This window comes from Streptomyces hyderabadensis (genome assembly GCF_020404845.1).
Classification (GTDB): Bacteria; Actinomycetota; Actinomycetes; order Streptomycetales; family Streptomycetaceae; genus Streptomyces; species Streptomyces hyderabadensis.
Window position 1 is genome coordinate 158,141 of the sequence record NZ_JAIOJZ010000005.1, and the last position, 26,777, is coordinate 184,917.

General features: G+C 72.2%; 20 protein-coding genes. 8 read left to right on the plus strand and 12 right to left on the minus strand.

The genetic code is table 11. From position 1 onward, the window contains the following. A complete protein-coding gene (locus K7854_RS06565) occupies nt 1–1,428 on the plus strand; it encodes an FAD-dependent oxidoreductase (RefSeq protein ID WP_226025404.1) in 1,428 nt (475 codons plus the stop codon). A gap of 14 nt (nt 1,429–1,442) precedes the next feature. Here the strand turns inward: K7854_RS06565 and K7854_RS06570 are convergent, their stop codons facing one another. Next, nucleotides 1,443–1,787, minus strand: coding sequence for a hypothetical protein (locus tag K7854_RS06570; RefSeq protein WP_226025405.1), 345 nt, complete (start codon nt 1,785–1,787; stop codon nt 1,443–1,445). Between the two features lie 135 nt (nt 1,788–1,922). Here K7854_RS06570 and K7854_RS06575 point away from each other — a divergent pair, with 135 nt between their 5' ends. Further along, the gene (locus K7854_RS06575) at nt 1,923–2,741 is read left to right on the plus strand and encodes a rhomboid family intramembrane serine protease (RefSeq protein ID WP_226025406.1); all 819 of its coding nucleotides are present in this window, start codon (nt 1,923–1,925) and stop codon (nt 2,739–2,741) included. An 18-nt stretch (nt 2,742–2,759) separates the two neighbouring features. Here the strand turns inward: K7854_RS06575 and K7854_RS06580 are convergent, their stop codons facing one another. From K7854_RS06580 to K7854_RS06600, 5 genes are read right to left on the minus strand one after another with little or no spacing between them, the layout of a single operon-like run. Further along, nucleotides 2,760–4,010 (minus strand): MFS transporter, encoded by a 1,251-nt coding sequence (locus tag K7854_RS06580; protein WP_226025407.1) that lies wholly within the window; start codon nt 4,008–4,010, stop codon nt 2,760–2,762. Nucleotides 4,011–4,016: 6 nt separating this feature from the next. Next, nucleotides 4,017–4,595, minus strand: coding sequence for a GNAT family N-acetyltransferase (locus K7854_RS06585; RefSeq protein WP_226025408.1), 579 nt, complete (start codon nt 4,593–4,595; stop codon nt 4,017–4,019). Beyond that, nucleotides 4,588–5,796, minus strand: coding sequence for a type III PLP-dependent enzyme domain-containing protein (locus tag K7854_RS06590; protein ID WP_226025409.1), 1,209 nt, complete (start codon nt 5,794–5,796; stop codon nt 4,588–4,590). Before K7854_RS06590 ends, K7854_RS06585 begins: the two co-directional genes overlap by 8 nt. Beyond that, nucleotides 5,793–7,121 carry a DUF6271 family protein gene (locus K7854_RS06595; RefSeq protein WP_226025410.1) on the minus strand — a complete coding sequence of 443 codons (1,329 nt, stop codon included), beginning with the start codon at nt 7,119–7,121 and terminating at the stop codon, nt 5,793–5,795. The genes K7854_RS06590 and K7854_RS06595 overlap by 4 nt, the downstream gene beginning before the upstream one ends. Continuing rightward, the gene (locus K7854_RS06600; protein WP_226025411.1) at nt 7,103–8,179 is read right to left on the minus strand and encodes a phytanoyl-CoA dioxygenase family protein; all 1,077 of its coding nucleotides are present in this window, start codon (nt 8,177–8,179) and stop codon (nt 7,103–7,105) included. Before K7854_RS06600 ends, K7854_RS06595 begins: the two co-directional genes overlap by 19 nt. 414 nt (nt 8,180–8,593) lie before the next feature. On the opposite strand from K7854_RS06600, the gene K7854_RS06605 reads away from it, so the two are divergent. Beyond that, complete coding sequence (locus K7854_RS06605; protein WP_226025412.1) at nt 8,594–10,114, plus strand: glycoside hydrolase family 3 protein; 1,521 nt, start codon at nt 8,594–8,596, stop codon at nt 10,112–10,114. 25 nt (nt 10,115–10,139) lie between these two features. Here K7854_RS06605 and hemE read toward each other — a convergent pair whose 3' ends face one another. After that, a complete protein-coding gene (gene hemE / locus K7854_RS06610; RefSeq protein WP_226025413.1) occupies nt 10,140–11,207 on the minus strand; it encodes a uroporphyrinogen decarboxylase in 1,068 nt (355 codons plus the stop codon). Between the two features lie 151 nt (nt 11,208–11,358). On the opposite strand from hemE, the gene K7854_RS06615 reads away from it, so the two are divergent. From K7854_RS06615 to K7854_RS06635, 5 genes are all read left to right on the plus strand, one after another. After that, nucleotides 11,359–12,075, plus strand: a complete 717-nt coding sequence (locus K7854_RS06615) for a DUF3000 domain-containing protein (RefSeq protein WP_226025414.1) — start codon at nt 11,359–11,361, stop codon at nt 12,073–12,075. 290 nt (nt 12,076–12,365) lie between these two features. Beyond that, nucleotides 12,366–13,028: a response regulator transcription factor gene (locus K7854_RS06620; RefSeq protein ID WP_003972894.1), complete on the plus strand. Its 663-nt coding sequence runs from the start codon at nt 12,366–12,368 to the stop codon at nt 13,026–13,028. Nucleotides 13,029–13,183: 155 nt separating this feature from the next. Next, nucleotides 13,184–14,470 (plus strand): ribonuclease D, encoded by a 1,287-nt coding sequence (locus K7854_RS06625; RefSeq protein ID WP_226025415.1) that lies wholly within the window; start codon nt 13,184–13,186, stop codon nt 14,468–14,470. Between the two features lie 247 nt (nt 14,471–14,717). Beyond that, nucleotides 14,718–15,935 (plus strand): thiolase family protein, encoded by a 1,218-nt coding sequence (locus K7854_RS06630; RefSeq protein ID WP_226025416.1) that lies wholly within the window; start codon nt 14,718–14,720, stop codon nt 15,933–15,935. Continuing rightward, the gene (locus K7854_RS06635; RefSeq protein WP_226025417.1) at nt 15,932–18,061 is read left to right on the plus strand and encodes a 3-hydroxyacyl-CoA dehydrogenase NAD-binding domain-containing protein; all 2,130 of its coding nucleotides are present in this window, start codon (nt 15,932–15,934) and stop codon (nt 18,059–18,061) included. The genes K7854_RS06630 and K7854_RS06635 overlap by 4 nt, the downstream gene beginning before the upstream one ends. A gap of 81 nt (nt 18,062–18,142) precedes the next feature. On the opposite strand, the gene K7854_RS06640 is transcribed toward K7854_RS06635, so the two are convergent. The 5 genes from K7854_RS06640 to K7854_RS06660 are packed head-to-tail and all read right to left on the minus strand — an operon-like array spanning nt 18,143 to nt 26,679. Beyond that, nucleotides 18,143–19,537, minus strand: coding sequence for a GDSL-type esterase/lipase family protein (locus K7854_RS06640; RefSeq protein WP_226025418.1), 1,395 nt, complete (start codon nt 19,535–19,537; stop codon nt 18,143–18,145). Between the two features lie 13 nt (nt 19,538–19,550). Beyond that, nucleotides 19,551–21,644, minus strand: a complete 2,094-nt coding sequence (locus K7854_RS06645; RefSeq protein ID WP_226025419.1) for a glycosyltransferase family 4 protein — start codon at nt 21,642–21,644, stop codon at nt 19,551–19,553. After that, nucleotides 21,641–23,401 (minus strand): stealth family protein, encoded by a 1,761-nt coding sequence (locus tag K7854_RS06650; RefSeq protein WP_226025420.1) that lies wholly within the window; start codon nt 23,399–23,401, stop codon nt 21,641–21,643. The genes K7854_RS06645 and K7854_RS06650 overlap by 4 nt, the downstream gene beginning before the upstream one ends. Then, entirely contained in the window at nt 23,398–25,020 is a 1,623-nt protein-coding gene (locus K7854_RS06655; protein ID WP_226025421.1) for a sugar phosphotransferase, read from the minus strand. Before K7854_RS06655 ends, K7854_RS06650 begins: the two co-directional genes overlap by 4 nt. A 15-nt stretch (nt 25,021–25,035) precedes the next feature. Continuing rightward, nucleotides 25,036–26,679 carry a stealth family protein gene (locus K7854_RS06660; protein WP_264086981.1) on the minus strand — a complete coding sequence of 548 codons (1,644 nt, stop codon included), beginning with the start codon at nt 26,677–26,679 and terminating at the stop codon, nt 25,036–25,038. Nucleotides 26,680–26,777: the final 98 nt, after the last annotated feature.

The following is a 26,777-nucleotide window of genomic DNA, read 5'->3' on the forward strand; positions in this document are numbered from 1 at the left end:
ATGAGCATGGGCAAGAGCACCGGCACCGATACCGGCACGGGCGCCGCGGGCGGTACGAGGGAGCGGCTGGTCGTCGTCGGCGGCGACGCGGCGGGGATGTCCGCGGCGTCCCAGGCGCGCCGGCTGCGGGGCCCGGACGAGCTGGAGATCGTGGCGTTCGAACGCGGCCACTTCAGCTCGTTCTCGGCCTGCGGCATCCCGTACTGGGTCGGCGGCGACGTGACCGGCCGGGACGCGCTGATCGCGCGCACGCCCGAGGAGCACCGGGCCCGGGACATCGACCTCAGGATGCGCACCGAGGTCACGGAGATCGACGTGGCCGCAGGGCGGGTCCGCGCGCGCGACGTCGATTCGGGGACGGAGTCCTGGACGTCGTACGACAAGCTGGTGATCGGGACCGGGGCGCGGCCGGTCCGGCCGGAGCTGCCGGGCATCGACGCGCCCGGGGTGCACGGGGTGCAGACGCTGGACGACGGGCAGGCCCTGCTGGACACGCTGGCCGGCACGGGTGGCCGGCACGCGGTGGTCGTCGGCGCCGGGTACATCGGCGTGGAGATGGCCGAGGCGCTGATCAACCGGGGCTACGAGGTGACGGTCGTCAACCGCGGCCGGGAGCCGATGGCCACGCTCGATCCCGACATGGGCCGCCTGGTGCACACGGCCATGACGGGCCTCGGCATCACCATGGTGAACGACGCCGCGGTCACCACGGTGCTGACCGGGGACGACGGCCGGGTCCGGGCGGTGGCGACGGAGGACGCCGAGTTCCCGGCGGACGTGGTGGTGCTCGGCATCGGCGTACGGCCCGAGACGGGGCTCGCCCGGGCCGCGGGGCTGCCGCTCGGCGCGCACGGCGGACTGCTGACCGATCTGGCGATGCGGGTGCGCGGCCACGAGAACATCTGGGCGGGCGGCGACTGCGTGGAGGTGCTCGACCTGGTCTCCGGACAGGAGCGGCACATTCCGCTGGGCACCCACGCCAACAAGCACGGGCAGGTCATCGGCACCAACGTGGGCGGCGGCTACGCCACCTTCCCGGGTGTGGTCGGCACGGCGGTCAGCAAGGTCTGCGACCTGGAGATCGCGCGGACCGGCCTCAGGGAGAAGGACGCGCTGCGGGCCGGGCTGCGGTTCGTGACGGCGACCATCGAGTCCACCAGCCGCGCGGGCTACTACCCGAACGCCTCCCCCATGACCGTGAAGATGCTGGCCGAGCGGCGCACCGGGCGGCTGCTGGGGGTGCAGATCGTCGGCCGTGAGGGCGCGGGCAAGCGGGTCGACATCGCCGCGGTGGCCCTCACGGCCGGGATGACGGTCGAGCAGATGACCGCGCTGGACCTCGGCTACGCGCCGCCCTTCTCGCCGGTGTGGGACCCGGTGCTGGTGGCCGCGCGCAAGGCGGCCAGGGAGGTCGAGCGGCAGCGCTGAGGGGGCGCCGCCGGTCAGCCCGTTCCGTTGATGCGGTCGATGGCCTGCCGCGCCTGCTCGGCCGGGGGCCGGGACGGCAGGGAGGACACCGAGGCCGGACCGGTCGCCGGCACCGGGGCGGTCACCGCGGGCGGCTGCTCGCCGGCCGGCCTGGCGTGCGACGCGGCCCGCGCGGAGCGCAGCCGGTGGCTCACCGCCTCGTCCAGCGTCACCGGGCGCTGTGTCTGCGCGGCCAGCCGTCCCGCCTCCTGGCCGAGCCGGGCGACGTCCTCCCAGGGCAGCCGCAGGACGAGGGCGACCTCGGCCTCGCCGTCGGGCAGGGCGTGCATCGCCGGAGCCGGTGTGACCCGTTCGTTCATCGCCTGATCCTCACGTCGTCCCCGCGCCCCGCCTTCCCCGGGCCGCGGGCGGTTGAGAGGGCATACGTACACACGGACGGGGGTGTTCAACGGGGCGGACCGGTTCATGGTGCGCCGGGCGGGCAGTAGTGTCTCGTGGTCATCCCCGTCCATGACGTGAACCCGGCGCGCCGCACCCCGTGGGTGACGTACGCCCTGATCCTCGCCAACGTCCTGGTGTTCCTGTTCACGCCCGGCATGACCGGGTCCGCGTCGGGCGACGGCAGCCTGGTGCAGATGTGCGACCTCCAGGCGTTCCTGGACCACTGGGCGGCGGTGCCGCAGGAGCTGCTCCAGCACCGGATGCCCCGCCTGGTGCCCACCGGCGCCGTCGGGGTCGGCCCGCAGGGGCCCGGCTGCGTGGTCGCGCCGCCGGGCTACGACAAGTCGCCGGAGCTGAGCGTGCTGACGGCGATGTTCCTGCACGGCGGCTGGCTGCACCTGCTGGGCAACATGCTCTTCCTGTGGATCTTCGGCAACAACGTCGAGGACCGGATGGGCCACGTCCCCTTCCTGCTGTTCTACGGCGTCTGCGGCTATGCGGCGACCTACGGCTTCGCGCTCCTCAACGCCGACTCGGCCGCCCCGCTGATCGGCGCGTCCGGGGCGATCGCCGGGGTGCTGGGCGCCTATCTGGTGCTGTATCCGAGGGCCCGGGTCTGGGTGCTCGTGCCCTTCCTGATCTTCCTGCCGCTGCGGCTGCCGGCCTGGCTGGTGCTGGGCTTCTGGTTCGGCCTCCAGGCGGTCTACTCCTCCGGCGGTGCCGTGTCCGACGCGGGCACCGTGGCGTACGTCGCCCATGTCGTCGGCTTCGTCGTCGGCATGCTGATCGCCTGGCCGCTGCGGCGGGGCACCCCGCCCCCGCCCGAGCCGCGCGGGCTGCTGTTCGGCCGGCGGGCGCGGCCCGGGTGGTGAGCGGCGGGCGGGGTGGGCTCAGGCGGGCGTCGCCTCGCTCTGCGCGACGGGGGCCGGGGCGGTCCAGCGGATGCGGGTGCTGCACAGCGCGACGGCGCCCGCCGACGCGGCCACGGCGCCCATGCCCCACGCCAGGCTGCTCGCCCCGGCGATGAAGCCGATGAGCGGCGGCCCGGCCAGCAGCCCCGTGGTGCCCATGGCGGCGACCAGCGTCAGCGCGTCCGAGCCCTGCCGGGCGGCGGCGGCGTAGACGCAGGGGGTCACGGCGGCGATGCCCAGGCCCATGCAGGCGAAGCCGGCGAGCGCGGGTGCGACGCCGCCGCTGACCAGGGCGACGGCGAGACCGGCACCGGCCACGGCGCTGCCCAGCAGGACGACCCGGCCGTCGCCCCAGCGGCCGCGCCAGCCGTCGGCGAAGAGGCGGGCGACGACCATCATCCCGGACACCACGGCGATGCCGAGCGGGGCGAGTTCCGCCGACGCCTCGGCGACGTCCTTCAGGTAGAGGGCGGACCAGTCGTTCATGGCGCCCTCGGCGACCGTGCCGAAGACCATGGCGCAGCACATCCACAGGGTCAGGCGCGAGGGGACGGTCCAGCGGCGGCGGGCCGGCTCCGGCGCGGCGGGGGCCGGTGCGCTGCCCGGGGCCTCCGGGTCGGCGGCGGCTTCCGCGTCGGCGGGGTCCGGCCGGTCGGCCGGGGCGTCCTCGTCGAGGAGTCCGGTGCGTGCCGTGACGCCGAGTGCGGCGAGGAGGACGACGGCGGCACCGAAGTGCGCCGGGACGGATTCGGTGGCGGCGGTCATGCCGGAGGCGAGCAGGGCCGCGAGCAGGGAGCCGGCGCTGAAGACGGCGTGCAGCCTGGCCATCGTGTTGCGTTCGTGCCGTGCCTCCAGGGCCGCGCCCTGTGCGTTCATGGCCACGTTCAGACAGCCCACGAGGACCCCGTCGGCGCACATCACCAGCAGGGCCACCGGGTAGTTCGGGGCCGCCGCCAGGGCGAGCAGCAGCAGCGCCAGGCCCAGCTGGGACAGCAGGGCCAGCCGCCGCGAGCCCATCCGCCGCATCAGCCAGGCCACCGCCGGGAAGGACACCGCCGCGCCGACCCCCGCGGCCATCAGGAGCACCCCCACCTCGGCCGCGCTCAGGTCGAGGTCGGTCTTGATGGCGGGGATCCGCGCGGCCCAGGTGGCGTACTGGAAGCCGAGGGACAGGAACAGCGCGGCGATCGCCAGCTGGCCGCGCCGGAAGGGGTCGTGGAGACGGGACACGCGCAATCAGCTCACTTCGCGCAGGGTGCGGGCGGGCGGGGAGAGGGACGGGCGGGCACCGGTCTGCCGGGCGGCCGTCACCGGCCTGGACATGTAGACGGCGCCGCCGCCGTACGCACCGGCGGGCACCACTCCCGGTTCGGCGACGAAGCCGCGCGCCGACCAGAACGGCTCGGTGCCGCCCACGGCGACCAGGGAGATCCGTTCGTCCCCGCGCGCCCGTGCGGTGGCGGTGAGGTGGTGCAGGAGGCGCCGCGCGACTCCCCTGCGGCGCAGCCCCGGTGCGACGACGATGTCGTGGAGGTGGAGGTTCCCGGGCCCGGACGCGGGCGGCCCGCCCGGCGGCCCCTCCGTCCGCGTCAGGTCCGGGTAGCGGTGCGGCGGATAGGGCAGCGCGAGCAGGTAACCGGCCGTACGGGCGCCGACGTCCGCCACGAAGCAGGTGTCCGGTGACGCCGCCGCCCGGGACTGGAGCGCGGCCCGGCCCTCCGACAGGCCGAGGCCGGTGTAGGCGTCCCGCTCCAGCGCCACGACCGCGTCCCAGTCCCCGGCGGCGAGGGGGCGCACGCGCACGGTCTCAGTCATCGGCGGCGCTCCCCTCCGGGCGGCCCGCGAAGGCGTACGGGAGCGGGGCGAAGCCGTTGAAGCCCTGGGTGGTGTAGCTGGTCGCGTAGGCGCCGCTGGACAGCACCCAGACCGGGTCGCCGGACGCCAGCGCCTCGGGCACCGGGACCAGCCCCTCCTCGTGGGAGTAGGCGTCGTCGCTGTCGCAGCTGGGTCCGGCGACGACGGCCGGGACGTACGGGCCGTCCGGGTGGCCGGGGAAGACCAGCCGGTACTGCAGGGCGTCCATCTCGTACAGGCCGTTGAACTTGCCGCAGCTCAGGTAGAGCCAGTGCTGCCGTTCGCCGTTCGCGGCCCGGCGCCGGGTGAGGCGGGCGACGTGGGCGCGGATCGCGCCGTGGTCGGCGACCAGGTGCCGCCCGGGTTCGACGACGAACTCCAGGGGGCCGCCGTGGATCCGGCGCAGTTCGTCCATGCCCTCCCTGATCACCGCGAAGATCTTGTCCAGCGGCGGGTCGAGCGGGATGCCGCGCCGGTCGCGGTAGCCGAGCGCGGGCAGGCCGCCGCCGAGGTTGACGTGGTCGACGCGGATGCCGCGCCGGCCGAGGGCGCGCAGCACCTCGCCCAGGTCCTCCACGGCGCCGTGCCAGGCCTCGCCGGTCATCTGCTGGGAGCCGACGTGCACGGACAGGCCTGCCGGTACCAGCCCGGCGTCCCGGGCCGCGGCCAGCACCTGGACGGCGTCGCCGGGCGGGCAGCCGAACTTGTTGCTCAGTCCCCACACCGCGCCCGCCCCGCCGGTCGCCACCCGGCAGAACACGCGGGCGCCGGGGGCGTGGGCGGCGAGGGCGGCCACGTCCTGGAGGCTGTCGGTGGCGAAGGTGCGCACGCCGAGCCGGTACGCCTCGGCGATGTTCCGGTCGGACTTGACGGTGTTGCCGTAGTGCACGCGCCCGGCGGGCACCCCGGCCCGCAGCGCCTGCTCGATCTCGCCGGGGCTGGCCGCGTCGGCGCCGGCGCCCCGGCGGGCGAGGGCGGCGATCACCTCGTCGACCGGGCAGGCCTTCGTCGCGAACCGCACCTGTACGCCGGGCAGTTCGCGGCGCAGCGTGTCGTGGCGCCGCTCGATGCCGGCCAGGTCGTACACGAGCCGGTCCTCGGTGGCGGCGGCGAGGGCGGCGGCCAGGGGTGCGCTGAGGTCCGCGGCCGTCACCGCGCTCACCGGGGCTGTCCCGCGGGCGGCGGGACGGGGGTGGCCCGGGCCGCGGCCACCATCGGCTCCCACGCCTCCGTCAGCAGCGCGAAGTCGGTCATGTCGCCGCGCGCCTCGTCGAGCAGCCGGGCGCGGCGGCCGGCCAGGAGGTCGGCGAACTCGGCGTACCGGCCGCCGAGCCGGCGGTACGCGGTGTCGAGGGCGTCGAGCCGGCGGACGTTCTCCGCGGTGTCCAGGCCGGTGCTCTCGCGGGCCAGGGCGGCGACGGCGGCGGGCCGGGCCCGGCCGTGCTCGTCCAGCAGCGTGTCGCCCGCCTCGGCCATGCGGTCGTAGACGTGGTGGAAGTAGAGCATCGACAGCAGGAACTTGGCCCAGCGCGTCTGGTAGGCGAGGAAGCCGGGGCCCGTCCGGCGTTCGCCGGTGTAGTAGTTGACGATGTTCCGGTTGTGCAGCACGCCCGGCAGCCGGGCGTCGTGCACGAGGTGGATGAGGAAGTAGTCGCTGCCGATGGTGTCCCGGGCGGGCGGCAGCGGCACGCGTTCGCTGACCGTCGGGCCGTGGAAGGCGATGTTGCACATGTCCACGCGCATCGGGTCGACCACCGTCAGCAGCGAGCGGTCCGCCGCGAAGGGCTCGGTGCCCGCGCCGGTGAAGGACTCCTCGACCAGTGCGCGCTTCTGCTCGGCGGACCAGCCCTCGGGCGCCCACAGGGAGACGACGTCGTGGTAGACAGCGGGGTCGGCGTCCCGTATCTGCGCGATGTCGACGGACAGTTCGCCCACGAAGGAGCTGCCGACCATGGCGACCCGCCGCCGCAGGAGGTCGTCCGGGAGGGCGACCGGCTCGGTGACGCGTGCCGCGGCGTCCGCGGCGCGTTCGCCCAGCGACAGCAGCTCGTGGTGGACGGGGAAGACCGTACGGCCGTCCACGCGCTGGTAGCGGCTGTCGGAGTCCCTGCGGTGGACGGACTCGCAGCCGAGCGCGGCCGCGATCAGGAAGGCGCGGTTGGTGCAGGCGCCGTAGGACAGTCCGTCGGGGAGCATCAGGTCGAGGAGCAGTTCGGGCTTGGCGCTGCCGGAGCGTGCCGTGACCCGGGCCAGGAAGTCGCGCTGGGCGGCCTCGTCGAGGTGGTGGGCGGTGATCCGGGGGTGCGCCGGCAGGCGCCGTAACGCGGCGGCGTGGGCGGCGCGGTCCGCGGGCGGGCAGGAGTCGAGCACCAGCAGGTGGACATCGATGTCGAAGTGGTCGGCGGCGTAGGCGGCTTCCGCGCCGAGGGCCGCGACGGTGTCCGGGCAGTGCCGGTTGGTGGGCAGGGTCAGGCAGATGCTGCGCATGCGCCGTCCCCGGTGGCCTCGTGTCCGTCGCTGCCGTCGGTGCCGGGGTGCCAGGACTTCAGGCCCAGCAGCTTGGCGCCGAGTTCGGTCAGTTCGGCGGGGCCGTAGCGCTCGGACTCGTGCCGGTGGGCGTCGCCGAGGAGGGTGGCGTTCCAGTCGGGGGTGGCCAGGGTGCGCCAGGAGTCGATCCGGGAGTCGCGCAGGGTGCGGTGGGTCTCCAGCGCGGGCATCATCGACAGGTACTGCACCGCGCGCACGCCCTCGCCGGAGACGTTGGGGGCGACGCCGTGGGCCAGCAGGCCGTTCCAGATGAGCAGGTCGCCGGCCTCCAGGTCGGGCCGTACGACGGGCATGTCCTCGCGGTCGATCGCGGGCCGGATGGGGTCGCGGTCGTCGGGCTGGAGGGCCTTCCAGCGGTCGAAGCGCCGGAACAGCTCGGGGCAGCACTGGAAGCCGCCGTGGTCGGGCTTGGTGTCGTTGAGCGCGATGATGCCCTGGACGCGCTGCGGCAGGACACCGAGGGAGGTGTCGACGTCCCAGTGCAGCTCGATGTCGAAGCCGCGGTCGGGCTTGTCGATGAGCGCGCGGTCGCGGTTGCCCACGTTGGGCGGGTTAAGGTTGAGCCGGTCCAGGGTGACCCACAGCTCCTCGCAGTCCCACACGTCGACGAAGGCGTCGTAGACGCGCTGCGTCTGGCGGCTGTCCCAGATGAGCTGGTGGTGGTAGGCCTCGACGAAGCCGTAGATGTGCAGTTCCCGGTCGAGGTCGGAGCGGTACTCGCGGTCCTGGTACCAGGTGTCGGGGCGTTCGGGGTCCAGGCCCTGGAACTCCCAGGCGAAGTCGAGCAGTCGGCGTGCGGAGTCGGCGGGTATCGCCTCCTTCACGACGACGTAGCCGTACGTCTGCCAGTGGGCGAAGTCCTCCTCGGACAGCACCCGCAGCGGACGTGTCTTGTCGAGGTCGCGCAGCTGGGTGCGGGCCAGGTAGGTGTCGGCGTCCGCACTGAAGTAGGGCAGGTCCGACGGGGCTCGGTGGAGGTAGGAATCGGGCGTCGCCATGTGGTGCTCCAGCTCCTCGCCGTCCCCCGGGCGGGCAACGGCGGTGTGTACGACGGTGGTCGGGCCGTCGCACATGAGGTCGGGTGGTGGCAGCGGGGCCCGCTCGCGGCACGGGGCGGCGGCGGGGCGAGGTCCGGGGTGGTCGTCACGGATGTCGTCGTACGGAAGTCGTCGCCACGGCGGGGGACTTCGCAGTCCGGCCGCGGCAGGTGCCCGGCGCGGAAACCGACGTCACATCCGTCCCTCGCCGAACTTGCGCCTCACAATGGACTAGACCAAGGTGGGGTGTCAACACCCGCCCCGACGAGGCGAGTTGTTACTTCCCAGTCATGAAAGGCGCCCTTGACACGTCTGGTTAACCTGAACGCGCACCCCCTTGGTCTATACCAGGAAGTCACCCGAAAGGCGCGCCCGATGTCCTCCAACCAGCACAGCAGCGAGTTGCGTCGGCTCGCGCTCTCCGTCCTGCAGCCGGGTTTCGTGGGCACCGAGGCCCCCGACTGGATCCTGCGCGACATCGGCGACGGACTGGCCTCCGTCGTGCTCTTCTCCCGCAACATCGTCTCCACCGAACAGGTCGCCCGGCTGACCGCGCAACTGCGCGCCGAGAACCCCGACCTGATCGTCGCGATCGACGAGGAGGCGGGTGACGTCACCCGCATCGAGTCCGCCACCGGGTCCTCCCGGCCGGGCAACTTCGCCCTCGGCACCGTCGACGACGCGGAGCTGACCGAAGCGGTCGCCGCCGACCTCGGCCGGCAGCTGCGCGCCGCCGGGGTGAGCCTCGACTACGCGCCGAGCGCCGACGTCAACTCCAACCCGGACAACCCGATCATCGGCGTGCGCTCCTTCGGCTCGGACCCCGAGGTGGTCTCCCGGCACACCGCCGCGTGGATCCGCGGGCTCCAGTCGTCCGGCGTCGCCGCCTGCGCCAAGCACTTCCCCGGCCACGGGGACGTCGCCGTCGACTCCCACCACGACCTGCCCGCCTACCCGGCCGGGGCCGACGAGATCGCCGCCCAGGCGCTGCCCCCGTTCCGGGCCGCCGTCGCGGCCGGCGTGCGCGCGGTCATGAGCGGCCACCTGCTGGTGCCCGCCTACGACCCCGACCTGCCGGCCACGCTGAGCCGGCGGATCCTGCACGGGCTGCTGCGCGAGGAGTTGGGCTTCGACGGCCTGGTCGTCAGCGACGCCATCGAGATGGGCGCCGTCACCCGCCGGTACGGCATCGACGGCGCCACCGTGAAGGCGGTCGCCGCCGGGGTGGACGCCGTCTGCGTGGGCGGCGAGAGCGCCGAGGAGGCCACCGTCGCGCTCCTGGTCAAGGCGCTGACCGCCGCGGTGACGGGCGGGGAGCTGGCCGAGGAGCGGCTGGCCGAGGCGGCGGACCGGGTACGGGAGTTCGCCCGCTGGTCGGCCGGGCTGCGGGCGGCCGGGGCCGCGCAGGACGCGACCGGGGACGGCATCGGGCATGTCGCCGCCCGCCGGGCGCTGCGGCTCACCGGCGCCGCACGGGCCGCCCTGCCGCTGACCGCCGCGCCGCACGTGGTCGAGCTGGCCCCGGTGACCAACATGGCCATCGGCAAGGAGACCCCGTGGGGCGTGGCCGGACCGCTCGCGGAGCGGCTGCCCGGCACGACCTCCGTACGGGTGCGCGGGCAGGAGCTGGAGGAGGGGACGGTCGCGCTGGAGAGCTGCGCCCTCGAACCGGCCGTGGGACGCCCGCTGGTGATCGTCGCCCGCGACGCCGCCCGGCACGCCTGGATGAGCCGCGCCGTGACCGGCCTGACCGCCGCCCGCCCGGACGCGATCGTGGTCGAGATGGGCCTGCCGGGCACCGCCACCGCCGCGGCCGCCCAGATCTTCACCCACGGCGCGAGCGCCGCCTCGGGGATGGCCGCGGCGGAGGTCCTGACGGACACGCAGGCGCGCTGAGGCGGAACCTCCGGGACGGAGTGCGTCAGCGGGCGGTCTGGGTGTGGACGTACTCCACGAGGCGGGTCAGGGCGTCCGGGTCGGTGGTCGGCAGGACGCCGTGGCCGAGGTTGAAGACGTGGCCCTCCAGGCCCGCCGCCGTGTCCAGGATCTCGCGGGCCTTGCTCTCGACCGCCTCCCGGCCGGCGAAGAGGACGGCCGGGTCCAGGTTGCCCTGGAGCGCCTTGCCGGGGCCGACGCGGCGGGCCGCCTCGTCCAGCGGGACGCGCCAGTCGACGCCGACGACGTCCGCGCCGGCCTCGCCGAGCAGGCCGAGCAGCTCGCCGGTGCCGACGCCGAAGTGGATGCGCGGCACGCCGTACCCGGAGACGGCCTCGAACACCTTGCGGGAGGCGGGCAGCACCGAGCGGCGGTAGTCCGCCGGGGCCAGCGCGCCGACCCAGGAGTCGAAGAGCTGGACGGCGCTCGCCCCCGCCTCGATCTGCACCCTGAGGAAGGCGGCCGTGATGTCGGCGAGGCGGTCCAGCAGGTCGGCCCACAGCTGCGGGTCGCCGTACATCAGGGCCTTGGTGTGCTCGTGGTTGCGGGACGGGCCGCCCTCCACGAGGTAGCTCGCGAGGGTGAACGGCGCACCGGCGAAACCGATCAGCGGGGTGGCGCCCAGCTCGCGGGTGAGCAGGCCGAAGGCCTCCGTGACGTAGGTGACGTCCTCGGGGGTGAGGTCGCGCAGCCGGGCCAGGTCCGCGCGGCTGCGGATCGGGTTCGCGATGACCGGGCCGACACCTGGCTTGATGTCGAGGTCGATGCCGATGGCCTTGAGCGGGACCACGATGTCGCTGAAGTAGATCGCCGCGTCCACGCCGTGCCGGCGCACCGGCTGGAGGGTGATCTCGGCGACGAGTTCCGGACGCGTGCAGGACTCCAGCATCGGGATGCCCTCGCGCACCTTCAGGTACTCCGGCAGTGAGCGCCCGGCCTGCCGCATGAACCAGACGGGGGTGTGCGGCACCGGCTCACGCCTGCACGCCCTGAGGAACGCGGAGTCGTACGTGGCGGTCGGCTGCTGGCCCGCGGGGCTCTGGTTGGCACTCACACCGGCAAGTCTCGCATGCCCCCCGGACGGCACCGGACCACGGGTGGGGCGGCTCCCGCGCGCCCCCGCGAGGCCGCGTGATCCGGACATCGCGCCCGCACGCGGGTGTCCCTCCCTGCGCCGGGCCGCCGTTCCGCTTAATGTTCCCCGCATGGCTGCGGCTCAGGGACGACTGTCGGACGGCGCTGGCGGAATGGACGACGCGAAGGGGACCGAGGAAGAGGCCCGGCACAAGGGGAGTCACCACGGAAGTGGCGGAAGCGGCGGGAACGGCGGAAGCACGGCACCGCCGGCCTTCGCGGCCGCCGTGGAGGCGCTGCGGGCCGCGCGGCTTCGGCCGCAGGTCGAGGTGGAGGCGACCCGCGCACCGCAGCGGCTCGCCCCGCACGCGTTCGCGCTGGAGGCCGCGGTCGTCGACGGCGACGAGGACCTGGCGGACGGGCGGCTGGTGCTGCTGCACGACCCGGCCGGGCACGACGCCTGGCACGGGACCTTCCGCCTGGTGACGCTGGTGCGGGCCGAGCTGGAACCGGAGATGGCGGCGGATCCGCTGCTGCCGGACGTGTGCTGGTCCTGGCTGACCGGCGCCCTCCAGGCCCGCGGGCTGGCGTACGGCGAGCCCAGCGGCACGGTCACGCGTGCGAGTTCCCACTACTTCGGAGGGCTCTCGGCGCGCCCGTCCGCCTCGCAGATCGAGATCCGGGCGTCCTGGACACCGCGCGAGGGCCTGGGCGGCGTCCCGGACACCGCGGCGCACCTGTCCTCGTGGTGCGACCTGCTGGCCCAGGTCGCGGGCCTGCCCCCGGCGGCCCCGGGTGACGCCTCGGTCGTGACGCTGCCCCAGCGGCGCGGCCCGCAGTCGCGCTGATCCCACCAGCGGTCGTTCCTCGTTCCGGGCATGGGGCCCCGCACGCCCGGACGGGGTTCCGTCACTTTGTCGACACGACAACTTTCGGGCTCGTATCGACAAAGTGCGAAACCGTTCGATCTTCGAATGATCGACAGCGTGTCCGAATTGCTCGGATTGTTACTCACCAGATCGTGATCATTCTCTAAAGGCGGACGCCTTCGGTGCCGAAGACGACTGTGACCTTGAAAGCACGGTTCGTCCCGGCTTCCCCCATGAGCCGGCCCCGTCCCCGCACCCCAGGAGGCCTGGTGTCCGTTCTCCTCGAGCAGCCTGCAAGCCTGGTCGCCTACCGCCCGAACAAGCCGACCGCCATGGTGGTCGTGGCCGACCCGCGCGTCCGATCCACCGTCACTCGCCATCTGTGGGCGCTCGGTGTGCGCGACGTCATCGAGGCCTCGTCCGTCGCGGAGGCTCGTCCCCGCATCGGCAACCCCCGCGACATCTGCGTCGCCGACGTCCACCTCCCCGACGGCTCCGGCCTGACCCTGCTGTCGGAGACCCGCGCCGCGGGCTGGCCCAACGGCCTCGCCCTGTCCGCCGCCGACGACATCGGCGCCGTGCGCAACGCCCTGGCCGGCGGCGTCAAGGGCTACGTCGTCACCGGCACCCGCACCAACGTCGGGCTCCCCACCCGGCCGGGCGCCGCCCCCATCGGCGCTGCCGCCGCCCGCCTGCACCGCCGTCCCCCGGGCGCCCCGAGCCACCCGGGCGGCTACCGCGAACTGTCCGGCCGCGAGGTCGAGGTGCTGCGGCTGGTCGCGGAGGGTCAGTCGAACAAGGCGATCGGCGTCTCGATGGGCCTGTCCGCCCTCACCGTCAAGAGCCACCTGGCCCGTATCGCCCGCAAGCTCGGCACGGGCGACCGCGCCGGGATGGTGGCGGTGGCCCTGCGCACGGGCATCATCCACTGACCGCCCCGACTCCCGCTCCCTACTCCCCCGCACTCCCCTGCCGCCGCTCACATGACACCGAACTTTCACTGACCTGACTGGTTTACGACCCCCCGAAGCCCGCCGACGGAACGTTCCGTCGGCGGGCTCGGTCGATCCACCGATACCCTTGACAGGTGACCGACGCCCACGAAACCGCAGCAGACCGTCCACTGCGCACCACCGGAGGCGCCCCTCCGGACGACGCCGGATCTTCTGCGAGTCAGGCGCCGACCCCCTTGCTCGAACCGCGCGAGGGCATTCCGCCGGTGATCGCCGACGCGGACGCCCTCGCCGAGGTGACCGCCGCCTTCGCCGCCGGGAGCGGCCCCGTCGCCGTCGACGCCGAGCGCGCCTCCGGGTACCGCTACGGCCAGCGCGCGTACCTGGTGCAGCTGCGCCGCGCCGGCGCGGGCACGGCGCTGATCGACCCGGTGGCCTGTCCCGACCTCTCCGGCCTCGGCGCCGCGATCGCCGACGCGGAGTGGGTGCTGCACGCGGCCACCCAGGACCTGCCGTGCCTGCGGGAAATAGGGATGATCCCCGCCCGCATCTTCGACACCGAGCTGGCCGGACGGCTCGCCGGGTTCCCGCGCGTCGGCCTCGGCGCCATGGTGGAGAACGTCCTGGGCTTCGTCCTGGAGAAGGGCCACTCGGCCGTCGACTGGTCGACCCGCCCGCTGCCCGAGCCCTGGCTGCGCTACGCCGCGCTCGACGTCGAGCTGCTGGTCGACCTGCGGGACGCCCTGGAGAAGGAGCTGGACCGCCAGGGCAAGCTCGAGTGGGCCCGGCAGGAGTTCCACGCGATCGCGTCGGCCCCGCCGCCCGAGCCGCGCAAGGACCCCTGGCGTCGTACGTCCGGCATGCACAAGGTGCGCCGGCGCCGCCAGCTCGCCGTGGTGCGGGAGCTGTGGCAGGCCCGGGACCGGATCGCGCAGCGCCGGGACGTCTCTCCTGGCAAGGTGCTCGGGGACGCGGCCATCGTCGAGGCCGCGCTCGCGCTGCCGCCCAACGCGCACGCGCTGGCCGCGCTGAACGGCTTCGGGCGGGTGAACCGCCGGCAGCTGGAGCAGTGGCAGCTGTCGGTCGACCGGGCCAGGGCGCTGTCCGAGTCGCAGCTGCCGCAGCCCGGCCAGCCGGTGACCGGCCCGCCGCCGCCGCGGGCCTGGGCCGACAAGGACCCGGCCGCCGCGGCCCGGCTGACCGCGGCGCGCGCCGCGGTGACGGCGCTGGCCGAGCGGCTGGGCATGCCCCAGGAGAACCTGATCACGCCGGACACGGTGCGCCGGGTCTGCTGGGAACCGCCCGCGGTGGTCGACGCCGAGTCGGTGGGCGCGGCGCTGGCCGGACACGGGGCCCGGCCCTGGCAGGTGGAGCAGGTGACACCGGTGCTGGTGGCGGCGCTGAGCCGGGAGGCGTCGTAGCAGGAGCGGCGGATTCCGGCCAAGGTCGCGGTGAGGTACGGCGGCCCGGGGCGACCCGGGGGCGGGCCGCCCGGGTGAGCGGTCCGCCGGTGGAGTGACGGGGGCGTGCCGGGGGTGTGACCTTCGCCGCTCCCGCCGGGGGGACTGGGCAGCTACGTTACTCATAAGTAGCATGGGACTGAGCGCGCGCTCAGTGCATGCGTGCGTGTCGCAGCAGTGCCATCCCGCACCCTGGAGGAGAGCCATCGTGCCTCGTACCGTCAGGGACGTCGTCTTCGTCGACGGCGTCCGCACCCCGTTCGGCAAGGCGGGCCCGAAGGGCGTCTACCACGAGACCCGCGCCGACGACCTGGTCGTGAAGGCGATCCGGGAGCTGCTGCGCCGCAACCCCGGCCTCGACCCCAAGAAGATCGACGAGGTCGCCGTCGCCGCGACCACGCAGATCGGTGACCAGGGCCTGACCATCGGCCGCACCGCCGGCATCCTGGCGGGCCTGCCCACCTCGGTCCCGGGCTACTCCATCGACCGCATGTGCGCCGGCGCCCTGACCGCCGTCACCACGGTGGCCGGCTCGGTCGCCTTCGGGGCGTACGACGTGGCGATCGCGGGCGGTGTCGAGCACATGGGCCGCCACCCGATGGGCGAGGGCGTCGACCCGAACCCGCGGTTCGTCAGCGAGAAGCTGGTCGACGAGTCCGCCCTGTTCATGGGCATGACCGCGGAGAACCTGCACGACCGCTACCCGAGCATCACCAAGCAGCGCGCCGACGAGTACGCCGTGCGCTCCCAGGAGAAGGCCGCCAAGGCGTACGCCAACGGCCAGATCCAGGCCGACCTGGTGCCGGTCTCGGTGCGCCGCACCAACGAAGAGGCCGGCGAGACGGGCTGGGGCCTGGTCACGGCGGACGAGCCGATGCGCCCCGGCACCACGCTGGAGAACCTGGCGGGCCTGAAGACGCCGTTCCGCGTGCACGGCCGGGTCACCGCGGGCAACGCGGCCGGTCTCAACGACGGCGCCACCGCCTCCCTGATCGCGAGCGAGGACTTCGCCCGGGAGAACAACCTCCCGGTCAAGATGCGCCTGGTCTCGTACTCCTTCGCGGGCGTCGAGCCGGAGGTCATGGGCTACGGCCCGATCCCGGCCACGGAGAAGGCCCTGGCCCAGGCCGGGCTGTCCATCTCCGACATCGGCCTGTTCGAGATCAACGAGGCCTTCGCCGTCCAGGTCCTCGCGTTCCTGGAGCACTACGGCATCGCCGACGACGACGCCCGGGTCAACCAGTACGGCGGCGCCATCGCCTTCGGTCACCCGCTGGCCTCCTCCGGCGTCCGCCTGATGACGCAGCTGGCCCGCCAGTTCGAGGAGCAGCCGCACGTCCGCTACGGCCTGACCACCATGTGCGTCGGCTTCGGCATGGGCGCGACGGTCATCTGGGAGAACCCGCACTTCGAGGGGGACAAGTGAGCACCACCGCAGAGCTGCTGAAGGGTGCGGCCGAGCTGTTCCCCGGCGAGGTCGTCACCAGCGCCCACGTGCGCCACTTCGACCTCCCCCTGGGCGCCGGGCGCTTCGCGCTCATCACCCTGGACAACGGCCACGACCACACCAAGCCGACCACGCTCGGCCCGCAGTCGCTGGCGAACATCGACGCCGCGCTCGACCAGGTCGAGAAGGAGGCCGCGGACGGCGACATCGTCGGCGTCGGCGTCACCGGCAAGCCGTTCATCTTCGCGGTCGGCGCCGACCTCAAGGGCGTCGAGCTGCTGAAGCGGCACGAGGACGCGCTGGCCATCGGCAAGGGCGGCCACGACGTCCTCAAGCGCCTGGCGAACCTCGCGGTGCCCTCCTTCGCGTACTACAACGGCGCGGCCATGGGCGGCGGCGTGGAGATCGGCCTGCACTGCACCTACCGCACGGTGTCGGCGGCCCTCCCCGCCTTCTCCCTCCCCGAGGTCTTCCTCGGCCTGGTCCCCGGCTGGGGCGGCTGCACGCTGCTGCCGAACCTGATCGGCGCCGACAAGGCCGTCTCGGTCATCATCGAAAACAGCCTCAACCAGAACAAGCAGCTCAAGGGCAAGCAGGTCTTCGAACTCGGCATCGCGGACGCGATCTTCGAGGGCGCGGACTTCCTGGAGCAGTCGCTGCTGTGGACGGCGTCCGTCCTCAAGGGCGAGATCACCGTCGAGCGTCCGCTGATCGACCGCGGCGAGGCCTGGGACCAGGCCGTCGCCAAGGGCCGCTTCATCGCCGACGGCAAGGTGCACGGCGCCGCCCCGGCCGCCTACCGCGCCCTGGACATCATCGCCGCCGCCAAGAACGGCGACCTGCAGCAGGGCTACGACGCCGAGGACCGGGCCCTCGCCGACCTCATCATGGGCGGCGAACTGCGCTCCGGCATCTACGCCTTCAACCTGGTCCAGAAGCGCGGCAAGCGCCCGGCGGGCGCGCCCGACAAGTCGCTGGCCCGTCCGGTGACGAAGGTGGGCGTGGTCGGCGCCGGCCTGATGGCCTCCCAGCTCGCGCTGCTCTTCCTGCGCCGCCTGGAGGTCCCGGTCGTCCTCACGGACATCGACCAGGAGCGCGTCGACAAGGGTGTGGGCTACGTCCACGCCGAGATCGACAAGCTGCTCGGCAAGGGCCGCATCAACCAGGACAAGGCCAACCGCCTCAAGGCCCTGGTCACCGGCGTCCTGGACAAGGCCGAGGGCTTCGCGGACGCGGACTTCGTCATCGAGGCCGTGTTCGAGGAGATGGGCGTCAAGCAGAAGGTGTTCGCCGAGGTCGAGGCGGTGGCCCCCGCGCACGCGATCCTCGCCACGAACACCTCCTCCCTCTCCGTCTCGGAGATGGCGTCGAAGCTCAAGCACCCCGAGCGGGTCGTCGGCTTCCACTTCTTCAACCCGGTCGCGATCCTCCCCCTCCTGGAGATCGTCCGCGGCGAGCAGACCGACGAGGCCTCGCTGGCCACGGCGTTCGGCGTCGCCAAGAAGCTGAAGAAGACCGCGGTCCTCGTGAAGGACGCCCCGGCGTTCGTCGTGAACCGCATCCTGACCCGCTTCATGGGCGAGATCCAGAACGTCATCGACGAGGGCACCCCGGTGCCGGTGGCGGAGAAGGCGGTCGAGCCCCTCGGCCTGCCGATGTCCCCGCTGGTCCTGCTGGAGCTGGTCGGCCCGGCCATCGGCCTGCACGTCTCGGAGACCCTCAACCGGGCCTTCCCCGAGCGCTTCACGGTCTCCCCGAACCTGAAGGCGGTCGTCGAGGCGGGCAAGCGCGGCTTCTACGTCTACGACAGCGGCAAGCCGGAGCTGGACCCCGAGGTCGCCGCCCTCCTCAAGCAGGGCGACACCGTCCTCACCGAGGAGCAGGTGCGGGCGCGGGTGCTCGACGCGGTGGCCCAGGAGATCGGCCTGATGCTCGACGAGGGCGTCGTCGCCGAGGCCCAGGACATCGACCTCTGCCTGATCACCGGCGCCGGCTGGCCCTTCCACCTGGGCGGCATCACGCCGTACCTGGACCGGGAGGGCGTCTCGGAGCGGGTGAACGGGAAGCGGTTCCTGGCGGCGGGGGTGGCGTCGGTTCCGGCGTAGCATCGCCCCGCCACGCGCGAACGGGCCGTACCGGGAAGTCCGGTGCGGCCCGTTCGGCTTCCGACCGGCTGCCCGGCGTGACTACCAGTCGCCGCTGAAGGGCCGGTGCTCGCAGACGTCGCCGCACGCGTGGCGCGATACGCCGAATGAGCGGATGGGACTGTTCTCCGGGATACCGACGACCTTGAAGGTGGTGCTGGTCGGCGCCGACTCCGTCGCTCCGAACAAGGCGACGACATCGACCGTGTGAGTACCGGACCGCCAGGGGTGTGCGTGACTGAACGCCCACTCCCCGTTCTCGTTGACGCCGGTGGCTCCTATGAGGATGCCTCGTTCCATCAGTACGACCTTGGTGGTGCCGGGTTGGGCCTTCCCCGAGAAACGCGGTCGAGGCCCGGAGAACGCTCCGTCGACGGGAGCGGAAACCGTCGGCGCCGCCACCTCTGTCTGCACGGTGAAGCGATGTTCCAGCACGGGGGAACAGCCGTCGCCACGCAGTCCGACACAGTGGACGATGTGCTCGCCGGCCTCCCAGTTGACGGAGCGGCGCCAGGTCCACTGACCGGTGCCGCCCACCTGGGCACCTCCGAGGTACTGCCCCCGCTCGAAGAGGAGGACGTAGTCGGTACCGGGCGAGGCGTTGCCGGAGAACTTCACCATGGGACCGGCCAGTCCGCCGGCCGCCGGCTTGGAGATGGCGGGCGGCTCGCCCACCGGCTGCGCGTAGTGCAACGCCGACTCGGGGGACTGGATGGTGAACTCGGTCGAGACCGGCGGCAGGGCCGGTGGTGTCATGAGCGCCGTGACGTCCACGTCCGCCTTGTCGAGGACACCCAGATTGCACAGTCCCGCGACCACGATACGCGCGACTTCATAGGCGCCGGTGTGGTTCAGGTGGGTCGAGTCGATGACGCCCTCGGGATGCAGCGGGTGTTCCCCCGCGTCGGTCCAGCAGAAGTAATGACGCAACCGGGTGGGGCCCATCTCGGCCCACAGTTCCATGGTGCGGCTCGTCAGATCGACCACCGGTGCCCCGAACTCCCGTGCGACCTCCAGCATCGCCCGCGGGTAGGGCCCCAGCGTGTTGAGCACCTCTCCGGCGCTGGAGAAGGCGTAGCGCGCACACGGGGTGACCAGGACGGGTGTGCCGCCCTCCGCGTGCACGTACTGAACGAACAGGCGCAGGAACTCCTGGTATTCAGGTACCGGCACATACCGCGTGCCGTTGTGGATCATGTGGTCCACGCAGCCGAACCCGATGAGTACGACGTCCCCGCGCCGCATGCGGTTCAGCATCGCGGGGAAGCGTTCGGTGAAGTACTTCCGAGTGGTCATCGCGCTGCGGGCGTAGTTGGCCACGGCGACAGGCCCCACCAGGAGGTCCTCGATCTTCTGCCCCCAGCCCGCCATCGGGGCCTCTTGGTCCGTCCGCGGAGCGGGCACGGAGTCCCCGAGGACGAAGATGGTTCGGTTCACTGGATTTCCATTCCTAGCGGTCGACCACGTTCATGGCCATGGCTCCTGAGGCGGAGCAGTAGGGCCGCACCCACACCGGCCGGGCCGGATGCACCACGGCGAGTTCCGAGACCGCGTCCCCGGCCAGCGGCACGGACGGGTACGCGTAGGCGCCCTTGACGTCCGGGAAGTCCTCCAGCAGGTGGCACACACGGACCTTGCGCCGGTCGTTCGGGTCCGGTTGCAGCCACCAGTCCCAGTCTTCCCAGCGTTCCAGCCGGTGGTCGACGACGCGTCGCACCGGCACCTCCGCCCGGAAGGCATGGCGACCGAGGACCTGCACGGGCACGGTGAAGTTCTTACCGTGGGGACCACGGCGGCTCACGACGAACAGCGCACCCGGCTCGATCCGGCGGCCCCCGCACAGTACGCCGCGCAGCGTGATGGCGCCGTCCCCCAACTCGACGTTCGCGCACTCGGCGTGCTCCTCGCGCAGCACCGTGCGCAACATGAGCCGGCCGTTGGGCTGGGCGTACGGGAGGTTCCAGGCGACCGGTCCGGTCGGCGGGCGGCCCACCACTTCCGCGCGTGCGTCGATCAGTGCCCGTGTGTCCCGGATGCCCGCCTTCATGTGCACAGTCCTCGCCTTGACCGAACGCATCGTCACCTGCCAGCGTCCGTCACCGAGTTCGTCGAGGGCGGACGGGCCGAGCGCAGCCGTGTACCGGGTGCCTCCGTTGTCGAGGTGGGTGCGAGAGGTCCGTACGGGTACGTCGGGCTTCCGATTGCCGTCGGACGGCTTGTGGCGCAGCACGAACTGCCAGCGGTGACGGCCGTCCCCCGGGCCTTCGGCGGTGAAGCGCAGCCAGCCCGCGCCGTCGGCGACGACGTCCACGGTCGCCGCGCCGACGCTCACGGGAGGGACGGTGGCCGGAGCCGCCGTCCGGCGGGCTCCGGTCGGCGCGCGGTACCCGCGGACAGCGGCGGCGCGACGGCGGGCAGCGTCCTCGAAGAGCCCCACGTAGCGGTCCGCGACGGCCGCCGGGTCGTAGCGGGCGGCGTTGCGCAGAGCCGCCTCCCCCATGTCACGACGAAGGACCTCGTCGGCCATGAGGCGCCGCAGTCCCCAGGCGATCCCCGCCACTTCGCCGGTGGGCACCAGAAAACCGTCCTCGCCGTCGCGGAGGATCTCCCGGGGACCGACCGGGCAGTCGGTGGATACCACGGGCAGTCCGCACCGCATCGCCTCCACCAACGTCATACCGAAGGACTCCGCGCTGGAGGTGACCGCGGCGATGGAACCCTTCGCCCACTCGGAGTCGATGGGCGAGAACCCGCCCATGAGCAGCACCCGGCCGGCCAGCCCCAGTTCGGTGACGAGCGCGCGCAGCTTTCCGGCCTCGCCACCGTCGCCGTAGATGCGCAGCTGCCAGTCGGGGAATTCCTCGGCAAGACTGCCGAAGGCGCGAATCAGCAGATCGTAGCGTTTGATGTGGTGCATGCGGCCGGCGCTGACCACGATCTTGCGCGTGCAGTCGGAGGGCTGCACAGACGGTCGGGGCACGCTGTTGGGGATGCCGACCACGGTGATACCGGGGATCGGCGTGTTCTCCATGAAGGACTTGGCGTCGGCCTCGGTGACCGTCGTGATCGCGTCCAGCCGCGGGTAGACCCGGGCCATCTCGGCACGCACCGCCGGCGGGATGGCGAGGTGCGTCATGTGCTCCTGGGCGACGCGCAGTGCGCCCTCCCGGGTGTGGGCGGCCACGAAAAGGTTGAGGCTCGGCCGGGTACCGACCACCACGTCGGCGTCGGTCTTGCGCAGGTCCCGGATGATGCGCTCGTCGGTGAACCGGTTGTACTGGGCGAAGAACTCCTCCTGCCGCGGTACCACTTCGCTCGGTTCGTCGCTGCCGACGGCACCCCGGTCGGACGAACCGGGACGCAGGTCGACGAGGGCCCGGACGCCGATGCGCGGTGAGATCTCGAACTTGGTGGTGTTCGCCCGCCGGAAGACCGAGACGATTTCCACCTCATGGTGAACGGCGAGCGCCTCGGCGAGGTTGATGACCGTTCTGTTGGTACCGCCGATGCCGTAGATGTTGTTGATCAGGAAGGAGATCTTCACCGGACCTCGCGCTCCTTCCGCTCGAAGGGACTGGGTACCGGGTAATAGGAGCTGAGGAACGTGCCGAGCATCTCCGTCTGACGGTCGATGTCGTGACCGTCGGACAACGTGTCGTTGATGCAGAACGCCTGCCGGTCGCGGCGGGCCAGCAGAATGCCCAGCCGTCGTGCCACCTCGGGCCTGGCCAGGTCCAGATAGGCGAACCGGATGTCAGACGGCACCGCGCGGCCCGTGAAGTAGGCGTAATAGTGGTACAGCGACGACGGGATGGAGATGTCGGTGGGGCTTCGGAACCGGCTGTGCGATGTCTGCCAGTGCGCCTCGCGGTACTCGCGTTCTATCTCCTCCAGCACACTCCGCCGCAGTGCGTAGGGTGCGTGCCGGAGTTTCTGGACGATCACCGAACCGAAGTTTTCCAAGAGGAGCCGCCGGTTGTTCTTGCCGGCCGCGTCGACCGGACGGTCCACCGGGCTCGGGCTCCAACGGGGTACTTGGGACGGCGAGAAGAAGGTCCGGGTCATGCCGTTCGACAGGAAGAAGTCCTGCGGCGTGACGGGACGGCCCAGGAACATGTCGTCGTTGAGGTAGAGGAAGTGCTCGGACAGGCCCCGGATGTGGTGGAGCCGACTCTCGATGGCATGCGAGTTGAAGGTGGGCAGCGCTGCCGGATCGGCGAAGATCTCGGAGTGGTCGACGACGGTCAGGCGCGGATGGCTGTCGTTGAGCCAGGCCGGACGCTGCCCGTCCGTGACCAGGTAGACGTGTCTGACCCAGGGGGCGTTCTGCTCCAGTGCCCGCAGCGAATAGCGCAGTTCGTCGCGGCTGATGTAGCGGGCCGCGTTCGCCGACTCGGTGTGGTAGCCGCCGTCGTAGGCACTGCGGCGGCGCTGCCAGGCGGGGTCGTTGCCGTCGACCCACGTGTAGACGACGTCGATCGGGAAGCGCACGTCCTCGGGCAGCGCGTCGGCGCATGCTTGAACTGTGCGCACCGAACGGGTGCGTCTGGTGTGCAGTGCGGCGAAGCCGGTCAGCCGGCTGACCGGCACGGTGACGCGCGCCTCGCGTATCGACACGTCCTCGGTGACGCGGTTGGGGCGCGGCGCCACGAGGCGTCCGGCCTCGGGCTTCCAGAACTCGATGTCGCAGCTGTGCTCGAGTCCGAGTACCAGTGAACCGGTGGGGTCGCTCCAGACCATGCCGATCTGGAGGACCGCGGCGTTCCGGGCTTGTTGCCGACCGGGGCGTGAGCCCGCCAGCACCGCCCGGGCCTGCGGTGTCTCGCCCCGGCACGCACGCACGTAGACGGGGCTGTGCGCGGCACATCGCTCCAGAGCCCGGCCCACCTGCTCGCGATCGGACTCCGCGACGGCCAGGGCGGAACGGAAGTCGGAGTTTCCACGGATGGCGAAGTAGTCGACCCCTGCCTCCTCCAACGCGGTCACGACCAGTTCGAGGTTGGCCTCACGCAGGCCGAGCGGGGAGACGGTGGGCCGGACCAGAGCGATCCGGTCGCCGGGCCCGGCGAGGGCCGCGAGCCGCTCTTCCGCACGGAAGAGATGCGGCCAACGGCGGCGGGCCCGGAAGCCACGGAACAGCCGGGACGCGAGGGAGAGAGCGTGCAGTCGTCGAAGCAGGTGCTTGAGTACCGTGCGCAGCCGTATCGGGACGCGGCGTGCGATACGGCGTCTGATGCCCGCCGGGACCAGGCTGCGATACGCCCCTACCGCGGCGGAGGCCTCGGGGTTGCCTGTGCTCACGAATGTCTGTCCGGCTCTGTGTCGGTCTGCGGGCGGTCGTACTCGAAGACGCTGGGGACGGGGTAGTACTGGTGCAGGAAGCTGACGACGGCACCGGTCCCTCCTCGGGACCTCGCCTCGTCCGTGCCGAGACCGAAGAACTGGATCTGTTGCGTGTCACGCCGCACGAGCAACCGTTCCAGGTCGGTGCGGATGCCGGGCAGCGCCGCATGGAGCGCCACCGATGCCTCCCCCGACGGGTCGGCGAGACCTGCGACGTGTCCGAAGTGGTGGACCATGCCGTCCATGGGGTGGGTTCCGGGCACGCGGGGCATGGCCTGGTCGTTGGCCAGGGGAAGGGATCGCGCCCCCGCTTCTCCGAGCCGGGTCAAGATGTCGGCCCGGTACGGCTGGGGCCCCGCCGCGTAGCCGTGACCGGCAGCCCGGCCCGTGACGGAATAGGCGGCGCGGACCCATTCCGCGAACGACTCCGACGCGTTCCAGGGGCCACGCCGCGGACGTGTCCCGCCGCTGGGGGTGAAGTAGTCGAAGGGGCGCACCGGCCGGCCGAGCAGAGCGCCGGGACGCATGAGCAGGAAGTGTTCGGCGACGTCGGGCAGCTGGTCCAGCTGCCACTCGGCCCCCGGCCCGGCGCGGACGATGCTGATCCGCTCGTCCGTCTTCAGCCAGGCCGGCGGCTCCGCTTGGGCCACCACGTGGACGACGTCGGTCCACGGCGCGTACTGGTGCACGGAGCGCAGGGCGGCGCGCAGCAGTTCCTCGCCCCACGGTGTGGGGTGCTGCCACAGCAGGACCGCGTCCACGGGGAAGGTGATCTCCTCGAGCCGTACGACGTCGAAGTTCTCGAGTGTGATCGTCGGGTCCATGTCACCGTCGATGTCGCAGTAGCCGGACAGCCGGTCGAGGCCGATCTCGATGCCGGGTGCCTCGGCGGGTACGGCACGTTGGACCCGGTTGGGGCGGGGACCGATGAGCCGCTCGTAGGGCAGGTCGGTGTTGGCGGTCCAGAACTCGATCTCGATGCCTTGGTCCTCACCCACCCACAGGTGCTCCGTGGGATCGGTGCGGAGCCAGGTGAGACGGATCACCTTGGCCTTGCCGTAGTGCTTCCAGGCCTTCATGTGACTGCCCGGAATCTCACGGGTGTCGGCCGCGGACGGGGACACGGAGACGACGTAGCCGGTGTGTTCCTCCAGCAGGGCGCGCAGCACCCGGCGCACGGTGCCCTTGTCGCGCACCTCCACGGCGAGGCACAGACGTCGGTCGTCGAGGGCGGGCACCGCGAACCAGGGCACCTCGGCGGCGTCCAGCGCTTGGGTGACCAGGTCGTGATCGAGTCGGCGGGCGAGGTCGACGGTGAGCCCGGTGTGCACGTGACCGATCCTGCCGTCGGGGGCCTGCGTGCGACGCTCGGACTGCCCGAGGCCCGCACGGCGGACGCGACGCAGGGCCCTGCGGTGCAGGCGGGCCTCGCGGCGGCTCAGGGTGCGCGCGAGGCCGCCCTTCACCTTGCGCCGCACGCCCGCGGGAACGGTGGTCGCGGCCGCGGAGCGCACCGGCTGGGGGACGAACCTTCGGTAGACATGGACCGCGGAACTCATCGACGTCGGATTGGGCACGTCATGAACTCCGTCTCATCGTTCGAAGGGGCTGGGGGTTGGGAAGTACGAGGTGAAGAAGTCGTCCAGCAGCTCTTGCTGGGCCTCCGTGTCCTCGGGGGTCGAGAAGGCGTCGTTGAGACAGAAGGAGTCCCGATCCCGGCCGTCGAGCAGCCGTTGCAGCCGGTCCGCCAGGTCGGGCACGGCCAACTGGATGTACGTGAAGGGCATCGACCCCGGCTGCGCCCGGCCGGTCAGCGCCGCGTAGTACAAAGCGAACGACGAGGTGGGCGAGAGATCGGTCATGGCCCGGAACCTGCTGGCCGACGTACGCGCCCACGCCTCGGGGAACTCCAGTTCGGCCTCCTCCATCGCCGAGCGTCGCAAGGCGTAGGGGATGTGCTCCATCGGCTGAGTGATGACCTTGCCGAAACGTTCGTGCAGTAGCGCCCTGTTGTTCTTGCACGCCGCGTCCACCGGGGTGTCGGTCTCGGCGACCGGCCCCTGCGGTATCCGGTTGCGCGACGGGAAGTAGCGGGCCGTCCCGCTCGGCGTGAAGAACGCGTGGGGGGCGACCGGGCGACCGATGAACATGTCGTCGTTGAAGTAGAGGAAGTGCTCGGCGAGCCCCTCGATGTGGTGGAGCTGACTCTCGATCGAGTGCGAGTTGAACGTGGGCAGGTCCCCCGGGTTGCGGAAGATCTCCCGATGGGTGGCGATGCGGGCTCCGGGCACGTCCTCGCGCATCCACTGCGGAACCTGGTCGTCGGTGACGACGTAGATGTTCCGGATCCAGGGCGCGAACAGATGGAGCGAACGTATCGAGTAGCGCAGTTCATCCCGGCTGATGAACCGCGCGTCACTCGCCGACTCGGCGTGGTAGACCTCGCCCTTGGCCTGCGCCTTGCGCCTCTTCCACGCCGGGTCGTTGCCGTCGACCCAGGTGTAGACGGCGTCGACGGGGAAGGCGATGTCGTCGGCGCAGTTCACCAGGAACTCGGGCCGGGTCGGCAGCGCCGGTGCGAGGAGTTCCGGGGTCCAGTCCGACACGAAGCGGCTGAACAACCGAGCCGCGCCCATGACGTTCTGCCCCTCGCCGGCCACCGCCCAGGTGGCGCGATTGGCGCGTGGAGCGACGAGGTACGTGCCCTGCCGCTGCCAGAACTCGACGGCGCAGCCGTACTCGTGTCCGAGCAGCATGTGTCTGCCGGGGTCGGTGCGGTACCAGCTGACTTGGAGGATCCTGGCGCCGACCACCTCACGCCAGGCCCGCGGGTCGCGCGACGAGACCGGCTTGGCGAGCCGGGGCGCGTCCGGGTCCACGACGGTCAGGTGACCCGGGTACTGACCGAGCCCGCGGAAAACCGCCTGGAGCACCCGCTCCCGGTCCTCCTCGGCGACGCCCACGACCGTGCCGTGGTCGACCGTGCCGCGTACGGCGAAGTGGCCGACGCCGGCCGCGTCGAGCAGGGCGACGAGTGCCGAGCGGTTGGCCTCACGGGCGGCCAGCGGAGTCAGCCCCGGCTCGACGTAGACGTCGCCGTGCTCCTCCGTGAGCGTCGTGGGCGCACTGGCGGCGGAGCGCCACGGTCGGGCCGTGACGTCCTCCCGGGCCGCGACGCTCGGAGCGGTCTGATGCCCGGTGAAGTCAGATACGGTCGTCACGCCACCGAACCTCATAGGACGACGCACGCAGCGGCACAGCCACCCACCCTCTCCTCACTCAAGCCGTGCCGGAGTGAGTAACCAGTGACCGTGAGCCCTCGCGCCCCCCCGGG

Excerpts from the sequence above, each read along its gene's own strand:
- K7854_RS06615 (WP_226025414.1), top strand. The coding sequence starts at position 11,359 with ATGGCTGCGGCTCAGGGACGACTGTCGGACGGCGCTGGCGGAATGGAC.
- K7854_RS06585 (WP_226025408.1), bottom strand. The coding sequence starts at position 4,595 with ATGACTGAGACCGTGCGCGTGCGCCCCCTCGCCGCCGGGGACTGGGAC.
- K7854_RS06565 (WP_226025404.1), top strand. The coding sequence starts at position 1 with ATGAGCATGGGCAAGAGCACCGGCACCGATACCGGCACGGGCGCCGCG.
- K7854_RS06570 (WP_226025405.1), bottom strand. The coding sequence starts at position 1,787 with ATGAACGAACGGGTCACACCGGCTCCGGCGATGCACGCCCTGCCCGAC.
- K7854_RS06600 (WP_226025411.1), bottom strand. The coding sequence starts at position 8,179 with ATGGCGACGCCCGATTCCTACCTCCACCGAGCCCCGTCGGACCTGCCC.
- K7854_RS06595 (WP_226025410.1), bottom strand. The coding sequence starts at position 7,121 with ATGCGCAGCATCTGCCTGACCCTGCCCACCAACCGGCACTGCCCGGAC.
- K7854_RS06660 (WP_264086981.1), bottom strand. The coding sequence starts at position 26,679 with ATGAGGTTCGGTGGCGTGACGACCGTATCTGACTTCACCGGGCATCAG.
- K7854_RS06605 (WP_226025412.1), top strand. The coding sequence starts at position 8,594 with ATGTCCTCCAACCAGCACAGCAGCGAGTTGCGTCGGCTCGCGCTCTCC.